Origin of the sequence: Cupriavidus sp. IDO (genome assembly GCF_000812465.1) — a bacterium.
GTDB lineage: Bacteria > Pseudomonadota > Gammaproteobacteria > Burkholderiales > Burkholderiaceae > Cupriavidus.
Map to the genome: position 1 here is coordinate 35,733 of NZ_JWMA01000012.1, position 20,888 is coordinate 56,620.

A 20,888-nucleotide genomic window follows, 5' to 3' on the forward strand; every position below is an offset into this window, starting at 1 on the left:
GCTGTATCGGAGCGTTGACGCGGGGCGCCGTGTCAGAAGCGGAAGCGCGCCACGTCCGAGGCCAGCCCTGCCGCCTGTTCGTCCAGGCGCGCAGCCTGGCCGGCGACGGTATCGACCAGCGCCGCATTCTGCTGGCCGGTCTGCTCGAGTTGCCCGACCGAATGGCCGACTGCGCGCACGGCCTGTGCTTGCTCGTCGGCCAGTCCGCGCAGGTGTTCGGCCAGCATGTGGCTGTGCCCGACCGCGGCTTCGATGCGGCCCATGGCGGCAACGACGTCGGCACTCAGGCGGGCGCCGCGTTCGATCTCGCGCGTGGCGTTGCCGACGATGCCGCCGATTTCGCGTGCCGCGCTGGCGCTGCGCTGGGCAAGCGCCCGGACTTCCTGCGCGACCACCGCAAAGCCGCGCCCGGCAGCTCCGGCACGGGCAGCTTCCACCGCGGCATTCAGCGCCAGGATATTGGTCTGGAAGGCGATGCCTTCGATGACCGTGACGATCTCGGAAATATGTTTCGAATGCCCATGGACAACGTCCATCGCACCGCTCATATCGCGCACGACGGCGGTACCCGAGTCGGTTGCCTCGCGCGCCTGGCGGGCCATGGTGCTGGACTCGGTGGCCTGCGCGTGCGCCTGCTCGACCAGCGTCGCCAGGCTGCGCACGCTGGCGGCGGCATCGGCAAGGGCGGTGGCCTGCTGCGTGGTGCGCGCCGCCAGTTCGTGGTTGCCGCTGGCGATGCCCTGCGTGGCGGCCGTGATTTCCTGCGCGGAGGACTGGATACGCTCGAGCACGCCGGCCAGCTGGTCGCGCATGCCCGCAAGGAAGTAGAGCAGGCTGCCGGAGTCGCCGGGGCGCAGCGCGATGGTCGCAGTGAGATCGCCTGATGCAATGCGGTTGGCCACCTGCGCGGCATTGCGCGGCTCGCCGCCCAGTTCGCGCGTCAGGCTGCGCGCGGCGAACCATGCCAGCACCCCGGCGGCGCCCAGGCTGGCCACGAGCAGCGCCACCATCACCGCCTGCGCGGTCAACTGGCTCGACGCAACGCTTGCAACGGTCTCGGCCGCCTGGCGCTCTTGCCGTGCACGGGCGGCTTCCATCAGTTTGCTCAGCTTCTGCAACTGCTCGACGACGAAGTGGCCATCGACGGAAACCGCGCTGTCGAACTGCAGGGGGTCAAGCGGCTGTTTGCGCAGCAGCTCCACATAGGCCTGTACCAGCTTGCCGGTCTGGACGCGCTCGCTCCGCAGCGGCTCGGCCTGGCCGGGGGCGGCATGCAGCACGCCTTCCAGTGCGGCATCCAGGCTGGTGAGGGAAGCGTTGATATCGGAAACAGCCTCATCGCGCTCGCTGCCGCTGGTTGCCATCGTCAGCGCCAGTTGGGCGCGCCCCAGCCCGGCCAGTGCGGATTGCGCGCGCTCCGCAGAGATGGCTCCGCGCATGTCCCGCTGATAGAGGGTGTCGGTCCGTTGTTTGAGCGACACCAGGTTTACGATGCCGGTCAGGCCCACCGCCGCGCCGAACAAGTAGACCAGCGCGAACGCCGCGCACAGCCGCGCGGCCAGCGGCAGCTTCGCCAGCCACGTACGCGCGCCATTGCGGCGGGCGCGGGGCAGGCCGAACTTCAGGGCTTGCAACACGAAATCACTCCTGCCGGGCGCACGGCCCGGATATAGACCCGGAAAGCAGCAACGCGCCGGCGTCTCTCGGATGGACACCTGGTCGCGCAGCCAGCGCGGATAGTCGGCGAGATGTGTGACGTTGGCGTGACATCCTCGGATGTGCAGGGTCTGTCATACGGCTGTCACACTGCTGTCATGCAATACAGGCTGGACTATCGCCCGCCTGATCCCTCCCATCCGCCATGTTCCCTGAAGCCCCCGTGGCCGCCGGCAGTGCACTGCAGGCACCGCGTCTGCCGCCGCTGCACGCCGTTTTCCAGCCAATCGTGCAGGCCGCCAGCGCAGAAATCCTCGGTTACGAGGCGTTGATCCGGGGCCCGCTCGGCTCGCCCTGCGCCTCGCCGGAGGCCCTGTTCGGGCTAGCTCGCGACCCGGCTGCCACCATCGAGCTGGAAGTCCACGCGGCAAGCACGGCGCTGGCATCCTGGTCCGCCCTGGCGCTGCCCGGAAAGCTGTTTCTGAATTTCAGTCCGCTGACGTTGCGGCATCTGCTGGCCGAAAGGGGAAAGCCGCTTTGCAAGCTGATCGGCGGCAACATTACTCCGTCGCGGCTCGTGATCGAAGTCACCGAGCAGACGCCGATCGGGGACGCCGCGAGCTTCGGGCGCGCTGTCGCGGTGCTGCGCGAGCTGGGCATGCAATACGCGCTGGACGATTTCGGCACCGGGCATGCGAACCTGGATCTGCTCGCGCATTTATCGCCACAGTTCGTGAAGATCGACAAATCGTTGATCCGCGGCATCGCGTCGTGCTCGCGCAGGCTGGAGATCCTGCGCTGCATCCTGCGGATGATGAGCGCCTTTGGCGGCCGCGTGATTGCCGAGGGTATCGAGGACGAGGATGAGCTCGCCGTGATCCGGGATCTCGGCGTCACCGGCGCGCAGGGGTATTACCTTGGCCGCCCGCTGGCGGAGCCGGTCGCGCAGACCGCCGCGCACGTGCGGCAGGCGCTGACATCAAGGCAGATCGCGGTGTTCCCGCAGATGGTGCGTTCCGGCTGGTCCGGCATTACCGCCGGCCGGCTGTTGCGCGCGGCGCCGACGGTGTCGCCGGCCACCAGCAATGACGAGGTGCTCCGGCGCTTCCAGGCCCAACCGGACCTGCACGCGGTTGCCGTGGTGAACGACGAGATGAAGCCGCTGGCCATCATCAGCCGCCAGAATTTCATCGACCGCTACGCGGCGCCGTTTCATCGGGAGCTGTATGGCAAGAAAGCCTGCATTGCCATGGCCAACCGCGAGCCGGCCTGCTTCGATAAGCATGCCAGCCTGGAAGAGATGGCGCAGATCCTGGCCGGCGAAAACCCGCGCTCACTTGCGGACGGTTTTGTCATCACCGACCAGAATCGCTATATCGGCCTGGGGACCGGCGCGGACCTGATCCGCGCCATCACGGAGGTACGGATGGAGGCCGCGCGCTACGCCAATCCGCTGACCTTCCTGCCAGGCAATATCCCGCTCAACCAGCATATCGACCGTCTGATCGAGGCCGGCAACGAGTTCCATGCCTGCTATGTCGACCTGAACCACTTCAAGCCCTACAACGACCAGTATGGCTATTGGAAAGGCGACGAAATGCTCAAGGGCGCCGCCGCCATCCTTACCGAGTCCTGCGATCCCGCCCGCGACTTTCTCGGGCACGTGGGAGGCGATGATTTTCTGGTGCTATACCAGAGCGCCGACTGGGCTGGGCGTGTGCAAGAAGCAATCCGGCGTTTCAACGACGCCGCGCGCGAGATGTATGCGCCGGCAGACCGCGCCGCGGGCGGCATTCACGGCGAAGACCGGCACGGCCGGCCCGTCTTCTTTGCGCCGGTTTCGATGGCGGTGGGCGTGGTACGGGTGGATGTGGAAGGGGTGGCCGGCCTGCAGCGGCTTGGCAGCCAGCATATCGGTGCCGCTGCGGCAGCGGCCAAGCGAGAGGCCAAGCGGTCCGCAACCGGTATCGCCGTGCTTGACTTCCTGGCGCTGGCTGACAGCCTTCAGCCCTAGCGCTTCCGGCGCCTTCGCTTGCGCTTTGGCGGATTCAGCAATAGCGCAGCGGAATTTTCTTCAAGAATGTCAAGCCGATAGCCGTGCGCGTAGACCACGGTGATCGTGACACCGTTCTCGACGCCCAGGTGCAGCGTCTTGCGCAGGCGCGACATCAGGCCAGCCAGGGCGCGCGACAGTGGTGGCAGTTCGTACCGCCAGATCGTGTGGGCGATGCGATTGTTTGGCAACACCCGGCCCGCGTTGGAGAACAGCAGCATGGCCAGGTCGAATTCCTTTGGCGTGAGCGAGATGCGCTCGCCGTGCAGCGTGGCGAAGCGCCCGACACTGTTGAGCCGGTAGGGGCCCGCACGTACCACCAGTCCCTGCCGCAACCGTTCGCCGGTGGCGCGCCGGCGCAGCGCGGAAATGCGTGCCAGCAGCACGCGACCGCTCAGTGGCCGGGGCAGATAGTCGTCCGCGCCGGCATCGAGCGCATCGATCAGTTCGTCTTCGCCGCCGGAGCCGGCCAGCATCATGATCGGAAGGTCGCGCGAGCGGGCGCCGCGAACGGCGCGAATGACGTCAATCGCCGGAATATCCTGGAGGTCGGCGTCAACCAGCAGCATGTCATAGGGCGCCTGGCTGATGCCATGGATGAGGTCGCGGCCGGCCTTGAAGATGCTGCAGCGGAACCCAGAGCGGACTAGCAACTCCTGGATGACCTGAATCTGGGCAGACTTGCCCCTGAGCAGTGCGATGTTTATCGACGGGGACATACGGAAGCAGTGGCTTGCACTTTGGGTGACGACCCGAAAGCGTAAAAACTCGGCCACGGTAGAACAATCGGACAACTCCGAAAATACAGGCGGATATCTCCGAACTGGCTTGCCCTTATCCACAGTTCGTGTGGACAAGTTGGTCAGTGCCGCCCCGCAAGGCGCGTCAGCTTGCTGGTCAACCGGTCTGCCTAAAAAGTGGGCAGACGCGTAGGGCGGCTGTGGGATGCATGCTGTGTTTTCGGCACGGCGCGGCCCACGCTGTGCCAAAATAGCGCATCCCATCCCGGTTCCGGTGGCGGAAGCCTGCCGATGCTGCAAAACCCAAGCGTCATTGCGACAGTCGTTCTGACCTTCCACGTCATCGGCGTGCTGGCGGCGCTGCATGCCGTGATGACCGTGCGCACCGCGCCGGGTGCCATTGCGTGGGCGGGGTCGCTGGTGATGATGCCGTACTTCGCGCTGGTGCCTTACCTGATCTTTGGCCGGAGCACCTTCGCTGGCTACGTCAATGCGCGCCGCTTCAATGACGACAGGCTGCGCGAGATCCGCCATGGCATGACGCCGGACGAACGCGATGCGCGCAGCGCCTGTGTCGTCCACGCGCCGGAGCAGGCCTGCATGCGTGCGCTGCCACGGCTGACCGGCATGCCTTGCCTGGCCAACAACGATGTGCGCCTGCTGATCAACGGCACGGATACCTTCGAGGCCATCTTTGCGGCCGCAGCCACGGCTACGCAGGTCCTGATCGTCCAGTTCTTTATCGTCCATGACGATGCGCTTGGCCGCCGCCTGCAGGCGCTCCTGTGCGAGCGCGCGCAGGCCGGGGTCAAGGTCTATTTCCTGTTCGACAGCATTGGTTGCCATGCGCTGCCGCGCAGCTATGTCAGGACGCTGCAGGAGGCGGGCGTGGACGCACGCGCCTTCTCCACGCACCGCGGTTTCGTCAATCGATTCCAGCTGAATTTCCGTAATCATCGCAAGCTCGTCATCGTGGACGGGAAGCAGGCCTTCCTGGGCGGGCATAACGTCGGGGTCGAATACCTCGGCGAATCCCCGCCCCTTGCGCCCTGGCGTGATACGCATATTGAAGTGCAGGGCACAGCCGTGCTGGACCTGCAGGTGGCATTTGCCGAGGACTGGTACTGGGCCGCGCGCGAGGTACCGCACTTGCTGATGCCGCCGACGGAAGTCGGCGGGCACATGACCTGCCAGGTCGTACCCTCTGGCCCGGCCGATGCGCAGGAGACTTGCTCACTGTTCTTTGTCGAGGCGATCCAGTCGGCGCGCCGCCGCCTGTGGATCACGTCGCCATATTTCGTGCCGGACGAGGCGGTCTTCGCGGTGCTGCGCCTGGCCGTGCTGCGCGGCGTGGACGTGCGCATCCTCATTCCTTCCCGGCCGGATCATCTGGTGGTCTATGCCGCGTCCACGCTCTATGCATACCAGGCCGTTGGCGCCGGCATCCGGATGTACCGCTACCAGCCGGGCTTCCTGCACCAGAAGGTCATCCTGATCGATGACGAGGCCGCGGCGATCGGCACCGCCAACCTGGACAACCGCTCATTCCGGCTCAATTTCGAGCTGATGGTGATGACTGCGGACAGGAATTTCGCCGCGCAGGTAGCCAACATGCTCGAAGCCGATTTCGCGAAGGCGAAGCGGATAGGCCCGGACGAATTCCTTGGCGCCCCGGCGCCGCTGCGCGTGGCCATGCATGTAGCCAAGCTGTTTGCGCCGATCCTGTAGGCCTGGGCCAGGCCTCGCGCCTGAATCGCCCTGATTGTGTACACTGTTCACTATGTTGAAACAAATATAACAGACAGACGTGTACAGGGAAAAAGCATGACCCGGGCCGCCCCCACGCCACCAGCGCGCAGCACCTATCGCCACGGTGACCTGCGGCGTGCCCTGCTGGAGGCCGGCATCGACCTGGCCCGCGAAGGCGGACCCGATGCCATCGTTCTGCGCGAGGCAACCCGGCGCGCCGGCGTAGTGCCGAACGCGGCATACCGCCATTTCGCCAGCCGGCAGGATTTGCTGCAGGCAGTGCGTGCCGCGGCACTGTCGTCGCTGGCCATCGCAATGGAGTCGGAACTCGGCGGACTGCGTCCCGGCCGCGGCGCGGCCGCGCTGGCTCGTGCCAGCCTGCGCGCGGTTGGTACCGGTTATCTGCGCTTTGCGCTGACCGAAACGGGGTTGTTCCGCACGGCATTCTCGGTACCGGACGAAGTGGAAAATGACGCAGATCCTGCCAAGGCAGGCAACAGCGGCCTGAATCCGTTCCAGTTGCTCGGCGCCGCGCTGGACAAACTGGTAGAGGCCGGTGTCCTGCCCGCCGAGCGCCGGCCGGGCGCCGAGTATCTCGCGTGGTCCGCGGTCCATGGCCTCGCCATCCTGCTGATCGATGGCCCGCTGCGCAGCCGGGCCCACGAGCAGGCCGAGGCCATCGGCCAGCGCCTGCTGGATATGGTCGAGAAGGGAATCTGATCCCGGTGCGGCAATCCTTGCGGAGCAAAAAAATGCCACGACGGCGGGCACCATCGTGGCAGCGTAAGGAGCCGGGACGGGGGTCAAGGGAGGGGCGCGAAACAGAATGTATTCCGTTCATTCTCACGCGAAAATCGGATAATTCTTGATTATGCCGGCCAACTCCAATGGCGCGAATGCAGTGCAACCGGGCTGGCCAGTACAGGCGCAGGAATTGGCGCGCCGGCACCCCGTCTAACGTGTATCAACAGGGGTGACAGACGGCGGGGTGGACATGGTTAACAGACACGGCTGGATCCTCGCGTTCGCGCTGGTGCTGAGTGGCTGCGTGGCGTATCCGGGGTATTATGATACGGGTTATCCCGCTTACCCCGCATACCCCGGCTACGCGGCCGCGCCGTATTACTACGGTCCCGGCTATCCGTACTATGGTGCTTGGCCGGCGTATGGCGGGTTCTATGGCAGCTTCAGCTATGGCTGCTGCTGGGGGCATGGCTGGCATGGCCACGGCAACGGAGGTGGCTGGCATGGCGGCGGCCGGGGAGGCGGGCGTGGCGGATGGGGCCACGGGCGGTGACACGAAAGATGGTCACCGTGGTCCGGCAGGACTAACATCGGGCTATGGTCGCAACCGGAGGCAGTCCACCATGAGCAAGCCCGTACCGCAGAAGGACAAGCAGCCCGCACCGAAGCCGCAAAAGTCCGGCGAAGACATCATCGAAAACGAACTCGACGAAGCGCTGGAGGAGACGTTCCCCGCCAGCGACCCCATTGCCGTCGATTCGGAAGTGCAGCGCCGGCCGAAGAACAGATAGGCGGCCGGCCTGACAGTTTTTCCGCGCCCGACCTCAGGGCAGTTGACGCAGTTGCCCGATCACGGACATCAGGCGCCCGTGCGCCACGATCACGCCTGACTCATCCTGCAACGCCTCCTGATAGCGCTTGCGGAAGGCGCTGTCCGTTTTTTCACTGAACAGCTTTTCGGCGGCACGCGCCACGGCGCGGCAGGTGTCGTCGTGATGCTCTTTGGATTCCAGCTCTTCGTCGATCTCGATGATCAGCCGTGACAGCGGGTCCAGCCAGCGAAAGAAGTTGTCTTCGGTCACCAGCTGCACAAACAGGCCTGCGGGTATCGGCCCGTTCAGGCGCTCGTACTGGCCCCGGTCGTAGCCGATGACTTCCTTGTGGACTTGCAGCAGCGCCGCGCGCAGGGCCTGCAGGCCGGAGCGGCGAGTTTCCTGGGTGGCGAGGAATTGTTCGTTGGGCATGCCCATCTCCACTTTCATGGTTCGTGGGCAGGACACCGGGGCAGGTCCCGATAGAGACGCCGTCGCCTGCCCGGGACCTCCGGGCGCAGCCGGCCAGCTCACCTGGCACCGTCCGGCGCGCCTGCCAGTATAGGCAGATGCCGATGGCCGGGCCAGCAGGGCGGGCTAGCGAAATACCCGTACTTGCGCGCCGCGGAAAAATGGCGTCAACCGTTGACGGGACTGGGTTGCCCGGCGCCGAGCAGGTCCGCCGCGCGAGAGCGGCGCGCATCGGCTGAGCGGAAATAGCGGACCACGGTCGACACGCTGGCGTGTCCGGTCATGGTCATCGCTTCAGGGAGTGGAACCTGCTGCGCCGCGGCCTCGGTCACGAAGCCGGAACGCAGCGAATGCGCTGAAAAATCGCCTTCCAGTCCGGCCAGCGCACAGCGCTCCTTCACGATCCGGCTGACGGCCGCATCGGACAAACCTTCTCCAACGTGCCCGCCGCGCCGTATGCGCCGGAATAGTGCTCCGTCTTCGATCCGCGCAGCCGCGAGCCATGCCTCCAGCGCCTGCCCGGCGGGACCCACGACAGGCTTGCCGATGTCGGCCTGCATGTTGCCTGCCTGATTGGTCTTGGACCATCCCATCGCGTAGACAAACTCGCCCGGCGCCACCCGGGTGACATTGGCCATCGTGGCGCGCGTCACCTCGGACCGGCGCCGTCCGCCGCTGGACCACGCAAACAGCAGCAAGGCGCGATCGCGCAGTCCGCGCAGCGAGTCATCACAGGTTTCCAGCAGTTGCAGCAGTGGATCGCGGGTCAGCGCGGCCTTGCGCGCCTGGCGCTCGCCGCGCCGCGCGTAGGCGCGGCGGATACCGGCAAGCAACTCGCGCACGGATGCATCGGCACAGGGGTTGGGCGCCTCACGCATTCGATGGAGCTTGGCCAGTACCGCCAGACGATGCGTAAGCGTTGCCAGCGCGGGCGGCCCGGTCCGGGCCTTGTAGCCCTGGCTGACCAGCGCCTGGTCCAGTGCCTGCGGCATTTCGCAGACCAGCCCCTGCGGCGTCTGCCGCGTAGCGTGGTCCACGATGAACTGGATTACGACCGCCGGCAGCAGCGGAAGCGCGATAGGGCGGCGATAGCGCAGGGTGTACCAGGCTGCCCAGTAGCGCAGGGCAGAGCGATAGCTCGCCACGGTGTTACGCGATTCCCCCTCGCGCAGGAGAGCGGCCGCGGCCTGCTCGGCAAGCGGATCGAGTTCAGACGGGCATAGCGGCGCAACGGGCGCGGGGAGTTCGACATCAACGATAAAGGCTGGAGGATTGGGCGAAATCATATTGAATATGATGTATGCTGTTATGAATCATACAGCAAATAGGAATAAGGCGCGATAACTCTTCATTATCGAAACTTATCCAGCAATCATGCCCATCGAATCCGTCCGTAGCCGCGGCATCACCCGCGATGACGTCTGGCAGGCAGCCGATGCCTTGCTGAAGGCCGGCCAGCGGCCGACCATCGAACGCATCCGCCAGCATCTGGGGCGCGGGTCTCCCAATACGGTGAGTCCGCATCTCGATGCGTGGTTTGCGGCCCTGGGTGGCCGGCTGCAGGATGCGCAGGCCTTTGCGCCCACAACCGGCTATCCCGATCCGGTCGGGCAGGCCGCGCGATATCTGTGGGAAGCGGCGCTAACCGAAGCTCGTGCGGCGGCTGAATCGGCATTGTGCGAACGCGAAACTGCGTTGCGGCAGGCCGAGGCGGCGCTGGCAGCGCAGCGTGATCAGCTGGCGCAGGAACGCGAAGTCCTGCAAGCCAGGCTGGAAGGTGCCGAAACGGCCATGGCGGAGCTGGCGCGTACGCGCGATGAGGCGGTCGAGCGAGCCGGGCGCGCCGAGGCGGCGGCGGCCGCGCTGCAGCGGCAGGCCGATGCCTTGCTGGCGGAACGCGCTACCGCGCAACAAGAAAAGGACGATCTCCGGCGCGAAGTCGCCGCCCAGCGTGCGGCCTGGGATCAGGAACGTGAGCTCATTACCGCGCGGGCGGGCGCCAATGAGCGCCGGATGGCGCTGGAACTGGATACGGCACGCGTTGCCGCAAAGGAAGGACAGAGGCTCCTGGAGGCGGAGCGAAAAGCCGCGATGGAGCGACTGACGCATGCGGCCGAAGTGGCTTCGCGGCAAGGCGGGGAGATGACCCGGCTCGGCAATGCGATTGCGGTGCTGGAAGAGCGCGTCAGGCAGCGGGAAAGCCTGTTGGCCGAATACAGGGAGCGACTCGAGGCAGGACCGCCGGCCGCTCCGCCAACGCTGGCGCGCCGGCAGCGGCTGGCAAGGGCGAAACCCGCGATCGGGCGCAGTACCCGCCTCAGGACACGCGTGCCCGCGGCCTAGCCAGACTGCTCACGCCGATGCCGGCGGCCGAGCCACACGGCTGAGCTTAGTGCGACGCTTATGCCGGATAAGGCATAGCGGCCATTCCCGGCGCGGATTCCGGCTGGATTGCGAGCTCGCTTACTGTATATTCATACAGTCATTGATCCAGCGGCTGCGAGGCATTCCTGGCTGCCGGCTCGTCGCTTTTTCCAGATGCAGTCTCTTCCATCCGTCGCGGGGCAGCCGGGCCCGGATGAGCCCGCGCACCGGTACGTCGTTGCCGTGCGCGCCTTATGCGAATTCACCGCCAAGGCGGGCGACCTCGACCTGCGCTTTGTCCCGACGCCCACCGCACAAGAGGGTGTGGCGGGCCATGGCGTGGTGACCGCGCGCCGTGGCGAGGGCTATCAGGCAGAGGTTTCACTGAGCGCCGACTTCGGCCGGCTGCATGTCCGCGGCCGCGCGGACGGCTACGACCCCGCCGCGAACCGGCTGGAAGAAATCAAGACCGTGCGCGGCGAAGCCGACGTCCCGGACAACCATCGCCACCTGCACTGGGCGCAGGCGAAGATCTACGGCTGGCTGCTGTGCGCGAAGCTGGGCCTGTCCGAGCTGGAGATCGCGGTGGTCTATTTCGATATCCTCAGCCAGCGCGAGCAACCGGTCATCCAGCGTTTCAGCGCACCTGAGCTGAAAGCCTGTTTCGAGCAGACGTGCCGCCAGTTCCTCAGTTGGGCGCAGCTGGAGATGGAACACCGGTGCGAGCGCGACACCGCGCTCCAGGGCCTGACATTCCCGCACGCTGAATTCCGCGCCGGGCAACGCGAACTGGCCGAAGCGGTCTACAACGCCAACCGTTCCGGCCGCTGCCTGCTGGCGCAGGCGCCGACGGGGATCGGCAAATCGCTCGGCACGATCTTCCCGGCGCTCAAGGCGACGCCGGGGCAGGGCATCGACAAGCTGTTCTTCCTGTCGGCCAGGTCGACGGGGCGCGGTGTTGCGCTGGAAGCCGCCGCGCTGATCCGCAGCCATGCCGGGGCGCCGCCGCTGCGCGTGCTGGAGCTGGTCGCGCGCGACAAGGCCTGCGAGCATCCCGGACTGGCCTGCCACGGCGAGTCCTGCCCGCTGGCGAAAGGCTTCTACGACCGGCTGCCGGCAGCGCGCGACGCCGCACGCGCTTTGCCGGTGCGGGATCGCGGCGCCGTGCGCATGCTCGCGCGGGAGCACGGCATCTGCCCGTACTACCTGTCGCAGGAGCTGGTGCGCTGGAGCGATATCGTGGTGGCGGACTACAACTACTACTTCGATCGCAGCGCCTTGCTGTACGCGCTCACCGTGACCAGCGGATGGCGTGTCGGCGTGCTGGTCGACGAGGCGCACAACCTCGTCGAGCGCGGGCGCGGCATGTACACGTCGGAGCTTGACCATCATGCCTTCCGTACCTTGCGGCGAGACGCACCCGCTGTGCTGGCGAAACCGATGGACCGCCTGCATCGGCAATGGAATGCGCTGGCCCGGGAGCCGGCCGATGCCTACCAGGTGATGGCCGCCGTGCCCGCTGCATTCCTGCACGCGCTGGACGAAGTCTGTGCGGCCACCCTGGCGCATATGAGCGCGCAGCCGGGTGTCCATGAGCCGGAACTGCAGCGCTTTTACTTCGATGCACTGCATTTCGCCCGGCTGGCTGAGCAGCTCGATGCCAATTCGCTGTTCGACATCCACCGTACACCGCGCGCGCGCCGGGGCGTCAATGCGCGGCTCTGCATCCGGAATGTCATTCCGGCGCCGTTCCTGCGCCCACGCTTTGCCGCGGCCCATTCCACCACGCTGTTCTCCGCCACGCTCGATCCCGCCCGCTATTACCTGGATACGCTGGGTTTGCCGAAGCAGTGCGCGCAGGTGGCAGTGCCTTCGCCGTTCGGCGCCGAGCAGCTTGAAGTGCGCATCGCGCGACGGATATCCACCCGCTACACGCAGCGCCAACGCTCGCTGCCGGCACTGGTCAGGTTGATGGCAAACCAGTTTGCCTCCCACCCCGGCAACTATCTCGCCTTCTTCAGCAGCCACGACTACCTCCAGCAGGCCGTGACGCTGTTCGGCCGGCAGTTTCCCCAGATCCCTCACTGGGCGCAGTCTCGCGGCATGGATGAGGACGAGCAGGCGGGGTTCCTCGGTGCCTTCGCGCCGGGCGGGGCAGGCATCGGCTTTGCCGTGCTCGGCGGCGCATTCTCCGAAGGCGTGGACCTGCCTGGCGACCGTCTGATCGGCGCATTCGTGGCGACGCTCGGGCTGCCGCAGTTCAATGTGGTCAACGAACAGATCCGCGAACGCATGGAGCAGGTGTTCGGGCAGGGCTATGCATATGCCTACCTGTATCCGGGGCTGCGCAAGGTGGTGCAGGCCGCCGGCCGGGTGATCCGGACCCGGCAGGACCGGGGCGTCGTCCACCTGATCGACGATCGCTTTGCGGCCGGCGAAGTTCGCCAACTGCTGCCAGACTGGTGGGAAATCGGATTCCACGAGTCCGCCTGAATCATGGATGCGCAATACAGGAGAATGGCAGCATGCCAATGACCGATACCTACGCCGCTACAGAGCCCTCGCGCGCCGAGGTTGACGCGCTGCCCGGCGGAACCGTGATCGAGTTCGGCGCCCCGTGGTGCGCCTACTGCATCCGCACGCAGCCGTACCTGGCCGAAGCATTCGCCGCGTATCCGGGGCTGCGGCACATCAAGGTCGAGGATGGCAGCGGCAGAAGGCTGGGCCGCTCTTTCCGGGTCAAGCTGTGGCCGACCCTGATCTTCATGCGTGACGGGCAGGAGATGGCGCGACTGGTCCGCCCGACCGACGCCGGCGCGATCCGGGATGCGATGGCGGGAATTGTCTAGGGAAAACCCTGTACGAAGCTTGCGGCATGGCAGGCCGGACTCAGCCGCTCCCTGCTTCAGGAGGGGAAAGTCCGGCGCGTTTCTGCCGATGGACGTGGGGTGGGCGCTCAATGCACGGCCGGAGCAGGCGCCAGTCAGTCCTTTCTGTTTCCAGTACCGGCCTACCGGGCGCAACGGCGCCGGGCAGGACGGTCCAACCCTACCTTTCGACCCATGAGCGCCGACAGCCCCGAGCAGCGACCTACCGTCCTGGTGGTAGACGACGTCCCCGAGAATATCGCCGCGATGATCGCGATGCTTCAGGACCAGTACCGCGTCAGGGTGGCGACCCGCGGAGCCACCGCGGTGCAGCTGGCGTCGACGGCCGCCCCCGACCTGATCCTGCTGGATGTCCTGATGCCGGGCATGGATGGCTATGCAACCTGCCGCCTGCTGAAGGCCGACCCGCGCACCGCCCACGTGCCGGTCATCTTCCTGACCTCGCGCACGGATGAACTGGACGAAGCGCGCGGGTTTGAGGTCGGGGCGGTGGACTACATCATGAAGCCGGTCAGCCCGCCGGTGGCCCGCGCCCGTATCGCCAGCCAGCTGGCACTCAAGCAGGCCCACGATTTCCTGCGCGACCGCTCGGCCTACCTCGAAGCGGAGGTGCAGCGCCGCACGCGCGAGATCACGATGATCGAGGATGCCACCATCATTGCGCTGGCAGCCCTGGCCGAGACCCGCGACAACGAGACGGGCAACCATATCCGCCGCACCCAGCACTACGTGCGCGAGCTCGCCCGCGCACTGCGGCACGATCCGCGCTTCCGCGACCAGCTCGACGATGAAACCATCGATCTGCTGTTCAAGTCCGCGCCCCTGCACGATATCGGCAAGGTGGGCATCCCGGACCGCATCCTGCTGAAACCTGGCAAGCTGACCGCGGAAGAGTTCGAGGTGATGAAGAACCACACTACGCTGGGTCGCGATGCCATTGCCGATGCCGAGGCCCAGTGCGGCACGCGCAATTCCTTCCTGCGCTACGCACGGGAGATTGCCGAGCATCATCATGAAAAGTGGGATGGCAGCGGCTATCCGGACGGGCTGCAGGGCGATGCGATCCCGGTCTCGGCGCGGCTGATGGCCGTTGCCGATGTCTATGACGCCCTGATCTCGCGCCGGGTCTACAAGGCGGCCTTCACGCATGAGGACGCCGTGCGGATCATTGTCGAAGGCCGCGGCCGGCATTTCGACCCCGGCATGGTCGACGCCTTCTGCGCCATTGCCGACCAGTTCCATGCCATTGCGCTGCGCTATGCCGATCCGGTAGCCGCGGCCGACGCCGAACCCGCCGCCGCAGGCGCCGCCTGAAGCCCATGGCAGCACAACGCAGCAGCACGGCAAGCTGGCGCCGCGGTCCCTTGCTGGCCTACGCCGCGTTGCTGGCCGTGGCGGTATGCCTGGTGGCCTTTGCCGCGGCATCGATGGTGCGCGAGAACGAGCAGGCCAGCGTCGGCGCGCGCATGGGCGCCACCATCAACACCACCGCGCGGCAACTGGAGATCTGGGCCGGGGAGCAGCGGCGCCGTACCGTATCGATCAGCGCACTGGACGAGACCGTCAGGCTGGCGCGTCCCCTGCTCGCCGGCGGTACCCCGGCAAGCCCCGACCGCGTCAGCGAGTTCATCAACTGGATCACGCCGCTGTACCGCTCTAACGGCTATATCGGCTTTGCCCTCGTCACGCCCGACAACCAGATCGTCATCTCGGACCTGCCCGGACGCAGCGGCCAGGCGCTGCTGCCGGAGTCGGCCCGGACTGCAACCCGCGCGCGCCACAACGGCGCGGCAGTATCGGCGCCATATCCGGGGCCGGCCGTGGCACCGGCCCCCACCGGGCTCGTGACCAGCACGCCGTTCCAGGTGGTGTGCTCGCGCTTGTGGGACAAAGCGCGCGTAACCGGTGCGCTTTGCCTGCGCATCGATCCCTATGCGGTGATGCTGCAGATCCTCAAGGCAGCACGCTTTGGCAGCAGCGGCGATCTCTATGTGATCGACCGCGATAGCCGGCTAATTACGCCGAGCCGGTTTGACGAGGAACTGGTCGGCGAGGGCCTGCTGCCTGCTGGCGGGCCATCGATCTTCAATGTATGGGCGCGCGTGCCGACACCGCTGGGGAACGGCACGTACCAGGCCTCGGCAGGCGCTCCGCTGACGCGGATGGCGCAGCGGGTCTTGCGCGACGAAACGCTGCAGGCCGCCTTTGGCTACCGCAGCTATCGCGGCAGGCGCGTGGCCGGAGCCGGGCTCTGGGTACCGGCGCTTGACTGCGGGCTGATCCTCGAGCAGGACATGGACGAGGCCTTCCACTCCTACCGGTCCACGCGCACGGTCGTGATGGGGATGGCGCTCGCGATCATGCTGCTGATCGGCCTCGCCGCATGGGCGCTGCGCCGCAGCCAGCATCGCCTGGCGCAGAGCGAAGAGCGGCTGCATGCGATGCTGGATCACTCGCCGGCCACCATGCACCTGAAGGACCGGAACCACGCCTTCCTGGCCCTCAATCCTGCGATGGAAGAGCTGCTCGGTGCGCGCCAGGAACACGTGCTGGGCAAGACCGACCGCGAACTTGCCGCCATGCCGGACGGCACGCAGGAGCGCTGGGAGATCGAAGAGCGCGTGATGACCACCGGCCAGGCCGAGGAGCACGTCTACGTCATGCAGTCGCCCCGGGGCAAGCGCGACCTGCAGGTCGTGCGCTTTCCGGTGCGCGATCCGGCCAGCAACGCGGTGGTAGGAGTCGGCGCGGTCGGCATCGACATTACCGACCAGGTCAGGGCCAACGGCAAGCTCAGGGAGTTGTCGCAAACGCTGGAGCAGAAGGTCTGGGAACGCACGCGCGAACTCGCGATTGCCAACGCCGAGCTGGCAAGTGCCAAGCACGCGGCCGAATCCGCCGCCCAGGCCAAGGCGAGTTTCCTGGCCAATATGAGCCACGAAATCCGCACGCCGATGAATGCGGTCATCGGCATGGCACACCTGGCGCTGGGCACGCAGCTGAACCCGAAGCAGCGCGACTATCTCGAGAAGATCCAGCGCTCCGGGCAGCATCTGCTGGGCATCCTGAACGACGTCCTGGACTTGTCGAAGATCGAGGCCGGCAAGCTGGAGGTTGAAGAGATCGACTTTTCGCTGGAGCGCCTGCTGCGCACGGTGGGTGACCTGGTGTCGGAACGCGCGGCCGCCAGGCAGCTCGAACTGATCGTCGAAGTGGCGCCGGACGTCCCGGACTCGCTGCGCGGCGACCCGCTGCGGATCCGCCAGGTGCTGATCAACTTCACCACCAACGCGGTCAAGTTCACCGATCGCGGCGAGATCGTGGTGCGCGTGGTCCGCTGCGACGATGAGCACGCCACCACCCGCATCCGCCTGCATTTCGAAGTCCGCGATACCGGCATCGGGATCGAGGCCGAAATCATTCCCCGCCTGTTCCAGAGCTTCGAGCAGGCCGACAGCTCGACCACGCGCCGCTACGGCGGCAGCGGGCTGGGCCTGGCCATCAGCCAGCGGCTGGTGACACTGATGGGCGGCACCATCGGCGTGCAGAGCGAGGCCGGCAAGGGCAGCACATTCTGGTTCGAACTGGACTTGCAGCCGGGCACGACGCACGCGCCGGCGCTGCTGGTGCAGCCCGCGCTGGCCGGCCGCCGCCTGCTGGTGGTGGACGACCACGGTTACGCACGCCAGGTCATCGCGAGCATGCTGCGCGGCTTTGGCTTCCGTGTGGAGGAAGTGGCATCGGGCGAAGCCGCGCTGGCGGCCATCGAGCGTGCCGATGCCGAGGCGGATCCCTATCACGCTGTCTTTATCGACTGGCGCATGCCCGGGCTGGACGGCATCGAAACCGCGCGCCGGCTCGCCGCCATGCCGCTGCGGGGCTCGCGGCCGCGCGCGCTGATGGTGACTGCCAACGGCCGCGAAGAAGTGCTGCGAGAAGGGGAGCGCAACGGCTTCGAGGCCATGCTGCTCAAGCCGGTCAGCCCTTCGGTGCTGTTCGATGCCACCATGCGCGTGCTGGCCGCCGGGCCGGACCTTGCCGAGCCACGGGCCCATCGCCGTGCAACGGGCCTGGGCTGGTCGCTGCCGCAGTGCCGGGTCCTGCTGGTGGAGGACAACGAGATCAACCGGGAAGTGGCCGTGCACCTGCTGCAGCAGGCCGGCATCTCGCCCGATACAGCCGGGAACGGCGCCGAGGCGCTGCAGTGCCTTGCCGTGCAGGCATACGACCTGGTCCTGATGGATATGCAGATGCCGGTCATGGACGGTATCGAGGCCACCCGGCAAATTCGCGCCAATCCCCGGCTGGCAGACCTGCCCGTGGTGGCCATGACCGCCAACGCGCTGCCCGAAGACCGCGAACGCTGCCTGGCCGCCGGCATGAACGACCATATCGCCAAGCCGATCAGCCCGGAGGCCTTCTTCGCGACGGTGCATCACTGGCTGACCGGCACGGCGCAGCGCGCGGCCGCTTCGACCGAACCCCGCGCAGCGCGCTTGCCCTGGCTCCAGGCGCTCGCGGCGGCAGGCGTGCCGGATGTCGAAGGCGGGTTGGGGCGGGTGGCAGGAAACGCCGGAACCTACCGGCAGCTGCTCGCCCGGCTGGATTCGGGCTATGCGGATATCGTCGACCGCATCGGCGCGCTGATGCAGGCCGGCAACCACACAGAGGCCGCGCGCCAGGCGCATGTCCTGCTCGGGGTGGCCGGCAATCTCGGGGCGAGGCTGGTGGCTGACGGCGCGGCAGGGCTGGAAGCTGCGCTGGAAGCCGGCGATGGAGCAGGGGCCGAAGCCCGGCTGGACGATTTGCGCAGCGCCTTTGCCAGCCTGCAGGACGCGCTGCGCGCGCATCTGCCGCCAGCGGATAAGGCTTCCGTGCCGGCAGACGGCAGTGATACCGCCAGCATCACGGCCATCTTTGCGCTATTGCGCCGCCAGCTGCGTGAGGGCGCCAGCGATGCCCGCCTGACCTTCGCGAGCCACCACCATCGGCTGGCCGATGTCCTGACGGCCAGAGAGGTCAGCCACTTGCGCATGGCTGTCGAATCGTTTGACTACGAATCGGCGCTGGCCGTGCTGGATGGCGCGGCGCCTTAGTGTTGTTGCCGCCGACGGCCCCAGGCAATTCGGATTCGTGACCCGGCGCGCCGGCGTGGCAATCGCGACCCGGCCTTACTTCGCAAAGACCTGGTTGATGTCGCCGAAAGCCTTGAATTCGAGCGCATTGCCCGACGGATCCAGGAAGAACATCGTGGCCTGCTCGCCGACCTGGCCCTTGAAGCGCACGTGCGGCTCGATGACGAACTTCGTGCCGGCAGCGCGCAGCTTTTCCGCCAGGGCTTCCCATTCGCTCATCGGCAGGATGGCGCCGAAATGGCGCACCGGCACCTCGTCGCCGTCAACCGCGCTGGTGGAACGGTGCCCGCATTCCTCTGGGGCCAGGTGCGCCACCACCTGGTGGCCATAGAAATTGAAATCGACCCAGGCATCGGAACTGCGGCCCTCGGGGCAGCCGAGCAGCTCGCCGTAGAAGCGGCGCGCCTCGGCCAGGTCGTTGACGGGAAAAGCGAGGTGGAATAGCGGAATTGTGCTCATTGCATTGGCCTTCTGTCGGGAGTGTCGGAAACGGCTGCATTGATTGTAATCAGCAGAACCCGTAATATGAAACGAATCATTTTTGATCTGAGCATCATAGTTTTTGATCGATGATCCGCTACTTCCGCACTTTCCTGGTGGCTGCCGAGACCGGCTCGTTTTCCGCTGCCGGCGCCAGGCTGGCGCTGACGCAATCGGCTGTCAGCACCCAGATTCGCCGGCTGGAGGAGGACCTGGGCTGCAGCCTGTTCGATCGCTCCGGCAAATCGGTCACGCTGAGTGAAGCGGGGCGGCGGCTTTTGCCGGACGCACAGCGCTTTATCGAACTCTATGAAGCCATGAAAGGCACGGCTGGCGCGCCGGCGGATGCGGCGCCGCTGGACCTGGGCGCGGTCTCCACCGTCCAGGCTACGCTGCTGCCAGTGGCCATGCAGCGCTTCCGGGCGGATTTTCCCGACACCCACGTCAACATCGTGCCGGGCATGTCGACGCAGTTGCTGACCCAGGTGGATGCGCGCGAACTGGACATCGCCGTGCTGGTCAAGCCAAGGCTGGGGTTTCCGCCGGAGCTGAAATGGGTGCCGCTGCTCCATGAGCGCTTTGTCGCCATCGGGCCAGTGGGTGCACCGGCGGATTTGCGGTCGATGCTGGCGGCGCTGCCGTTCATCCGCTACAACCGCCACTCCACCGGGGGGCAGCTGGTTGACCGCTACCTGAAGCGGCAGCGCCTGTGGGTCAGGGAAGGGATGGAACTGGATGAACCCGCCGTGATCCTGCAGATGGTCGACCAGGGGCTGGGCTGCGCCATCATTCCCGCCGACCTTGTGTCGCTCGCCAGCGCCGTCAACGTGATCGAAGCGCCGTTGCCGGGCGGGCCGATCTTCCGGGATATCGGCGTGCTGGTCCGGCAGTCGGCACTCAGGCGCGCCCCGGTCGGGGCTTTGATCGATGCGCTCGTCTCGGCGGGCAACAGCTGGCAACGATAGTGTTGTCCCGCATCAGCGCACTCATCCGATAGAACCCGCGCCGGCAATCAGCCTGCCTGGTTCACGACGGTCGCCGCATGGCCGGTCGGCCTGGACGCCTGTTCGCATGGCTGGGCCTGGCGCGCCTGCGCCTGTCGGGCCGCGCGGGCGCGTTCGATCACGGTGAAGTCCGGGCCGGCATGGGCAGGCAACGCGGACGCAAAGGCAGTGACGCTAAGCAGCGCCAGCAGGATCTTGTTCATGGGAATGTCTTGCGGAGGGAGAGCGGGAACGGCGAGGTTTGGGACGCTACCGTGGCGCCGGGGATGGACACCCGGCGCCGGTACTGTCAGTCGTGCTCGTACTTAAACGGCGGCTTCAGCGCGTGCAGCGCCGTGGGCAGGCGCAGCCGAAACGCCGCTGCGGTCCATGCCGGCGAGGTTCTGCTCCGATGCGGGGCCAAACGCGCCGTCGGTGAAGGGATCGCGCTTGCCGATCGCATTTGCGCCATCGGTGTACGGATCCGGCTTGCGGATGCCATGCGCGCCGTCGGTGAACGGGTCGCGCTTGCCAATGTGCATTTCATAGCCATAGCGGTCGCCGGGAACGCCGCGGTCTTTCAGGCCTTGTGCGCCGGCCTGGCCGCTGGCCAGCACGCAGGCGCCGAGGGTTGCCGTGGTAAGGAGGGCTTTGAGAATCTTGTTATGCATGTCAGCTGCTTCTTCTAACTGATTGTGGACGACACTTCCGTGTTGAGACGGCGCGGGATTGGCGGATTTGCGTCCCGCATGCCGTCCGGTTCGCCTTGTGGGCGGTGCCGCAGCGTGGGAGTCGTGCGGCACGGAAGGAAGT

Annotated in this window: 18 protein-coding genes; 11 read left to right on the top strand and 7 right to left on the bottom strand. The window is 66.5% G+C overall.

Features of this window, described 5'->3' with window-relative positions:
- Nucleotides 1-32: 32 nt before the first annotated feature.
- Nucleotides 33-1,637: a methyl-accepting chemotaxis protein gene (locus RM96_RS04150; protein WP_039008006.1), complete on the bottom strand. Its 1,605-nt coding sequence runs from the start codon at nt 1,635-1,637 to the stop codon at nt 33-35.
- Between the two features lie 224 nt (nt 1,638-1,861).
- On the opposite strand from RM96_RS04150, the gene RM96_RS04155 reads away from it, so the two are divergent.
- Complete coding sequence (locus RM96_RS04155) at nt 1,862-3,670, top strand: phosphodiesterase (RefSeq protein ID WP_039008008.1); 1,809 nt, start codon at nt 1,862-1,864, stop codon at nt 3,668-3,670.
- Here RM96_RS04155 and RM96_RS04160 read toward each other — a convergent pair.
- Nucleotides 3,667-4,551 carry a response regulator transcription factor gene (locus RM96_RS04160; RefSeq protein ID WP_238587079.1) on the bottom strand — a complete coding sequence of 295 codons (885 nt, stop codon included), beginning with the start codon at nt 4,549-4,551 and terminating at the stop codon, nt 3,667-3,669. The two genes, RM96_RS04155 and RM96_RS04160, sit on opposite strands and share 4 nt — an antisense overlap.
- 189 nt (nt 4,552-4,740) lie before the next feature.
- Here RM96_RS04160 and cls point away from each other — a divergent pair, with 189 nt between their 5' ends.
- The 4 genes from cls (at nt 4,741) to RM96_RS39245 (ending at nt 7,733) form a co-directional block, all read left to right on the top strand.
- Nucleotides 4,741-6,177 (top strand): cardiolipin synthase, encoded by a 1,437-nt coding sequence (cls, locus tag RM96_RS04165; protein ID WP_039008010.1) that lies wholly within the window; start codon nt 4,741-4,743, stop codon nt 6,175-6,177.
- 96 nt (nt 6,178-6,273) lie between these two features.
- On the top strand, nt 6,274-6,918 hold the full coding sequence (locus RM96_RS04170; RefSeq protein ID WP_039008011.1) for a TetR/AcrR family transcriptional regulator: 645 nt from the start codon (nt 6,274-6,276) through the stop codon (nt 6,916-6,918).
- Nucleotides 6,919-7,192: 274 nt separating this feature from the next.
- A complete protein-coding gene (locus RM96_RS36725; protein ID WP_082016416.1) occupies nt 7,193-7,495 on the top strand; it encodes a hypothetical protein in 303 nt (100 codons plus the stop codon).
- Nucleotides 7,496-7,565: 70 nt separating this feature from the next.
- A complete protein-coding gene (locus tag RM96_RS39245) occupies nt 7,566-7,733 on the top strand; it encodes a hypothetical protein (protein WP_193752384.1) in 168 nt (55 codons plus the stop codon).
- 33 nt (nt 7,734-7,766) lie between these two features.
- Here the strand turns inward: RM96_RS39245 and RM96_RS04175 are convergent, their stop codons facing one another.
- Nucleotides 7,767-8,192 (bottom strand): hypothetical protein, encoded by a 426-nt coding sequence (locus RM96_RS04175; protein ID WP_039008013.1) that lies wholly within the window; start codon nt 8,190-8,192, stop codon nt 7,767-7,769.
- A 200-nt stretch (nt 8,193-8,392) separates the two neighbouring features.
- Nucleotides 8,393-9,511 carry a site-specific integrase gene (locus tag RM96_RS04180; protein WP_052279315.1) on the bottom strand — a complete coding sequence of 373 codons (1,119 nt, stop codon included), beginning with the start codon at nt 9,509-9,511 and terminating at the stop codon, nt 8,393-8,395.
- 88 nt (nt 9,512-9,599) lie between these two features.
- Here RM96_RS04180 and RM96_RS04185 point away from each other — a divergent pair, with 88 nt between their 5' ends.
- From RM96_RS04185 to RM96_RS36230, 5 genes are all read left to right on the top strand, one after another.
- On the top strand, nt 9,600-10,568 hold the full coding sequence (locus RM96_RS04185) for a DNA-binding protein (RefSeq protein WP_238587080.1): 969 nt from the start codon (nt 9,600-9,602) through the stop codon (nt 10,566-10,568).
- A 195-nt stretch (nt 10,569-10,763) separates the two neighbouring features.
- Nucleotides 10,764-13,082, top strand: a complete 2,319-nt coding sequence (locus tag RM96_RS04190) for an ATP-dependent DNA helicase (protein WP_052279316.1) — start codon at nt 10,764-10,766, stop codon at nt 13,080-13,082.
- Between the two features lie 32 nt (nt 13,083-13,114).
- Nucleotides 13,115-13,438, top strand: coding sequence for a thioredoxin family protein (locus tag RM96_RS04195; RefSeq protein ID WP_039008017.1), 324 nt, complete (start codon nt 13,115-13,117; stop codon nt 13,436-13,438).
- A gap of 213 nt (nt 13,439-13,651) precedes the next feature.
- The gene (locus tag RM96_RS04200) at nt 13,652-14,791 is read left to right on the top strand and encodes a response regulator (protein WP_052279317.1); all 1,140 of its coding nucleotides are present in this window, start codon (nt 13,652-13,654) and stop codon (nt 14,789-14,791) included.
- 5 nt (nt 14,792-14,796) lie between these two features.
- On the top strand, nt 14,797-18,573 hold the full coding sequence (locus RM96_RS36230) for a response regulator (RefSeq protein WP_052279318.1): 3,777 nt from the start codon (nt 14,797-14,799) through the stop codon (nt 18,571-18,573).
- 75 nt (nt 18,574-18,648) lie between these two features.
- Here RM96_RS36230 and RM96_RS04210 read toward each other — a convergent pair whose 3' ends face one another.
- Nucleotides 18,649-19,071, bottom strand: a complete 423-nt coding sequence (locus RM96_RS04210; RefSeq protein WP_039008019.1) for a VOC family protein — start codon at nt 19,069-19,071, stop codon at nt 18,649-18,651.
- 110 nt (nt 19,072-19,181) lie between these two features.
- On the opposite strand from RM96_RS04210, the gene RM96_RS04215 reads away from it, so the two are divergent.
- A complete protein-coding gene (locus tag RM96_RS04215) occupies nt 19,182-20,057 on the top strand; it encodes a LysR family transcriptional regulator (protein ID WP_039008021.1) in 876 nt (291 codons plus the stop codon).
- A 47-nt stretch (nt 20,058-20,104) separates the two neighbouring features.
- Here RM96_RS04215 and RM96_RS04220 read toward each other — a convergent pair whose 3' ends face one another.
- A complete protein-coding gene (locus tag RM96_RS04220; RefSeq protein WP_039008023.1) occupies nt 20,105-20,299 on the bottom strand; it encodes a hypothetical protein in 195 nt (64 codons plus the stop codon).
- Between the two features lie 102 nt (nt 20,300-20,401).
- Nucleotides 20,402-20,746, bottom strand: a complete 345-nt coding sequence (locus tag RM96_RS04225) for a hypothetical protein (RefSeq protein WP_193752385.1) — start codon at nt 20,744-20,746, stop codon at nt 20,402-20,404.
- Between the last annotated feature and the right edge of the window lie 142 nt (nt 20,747-20,888).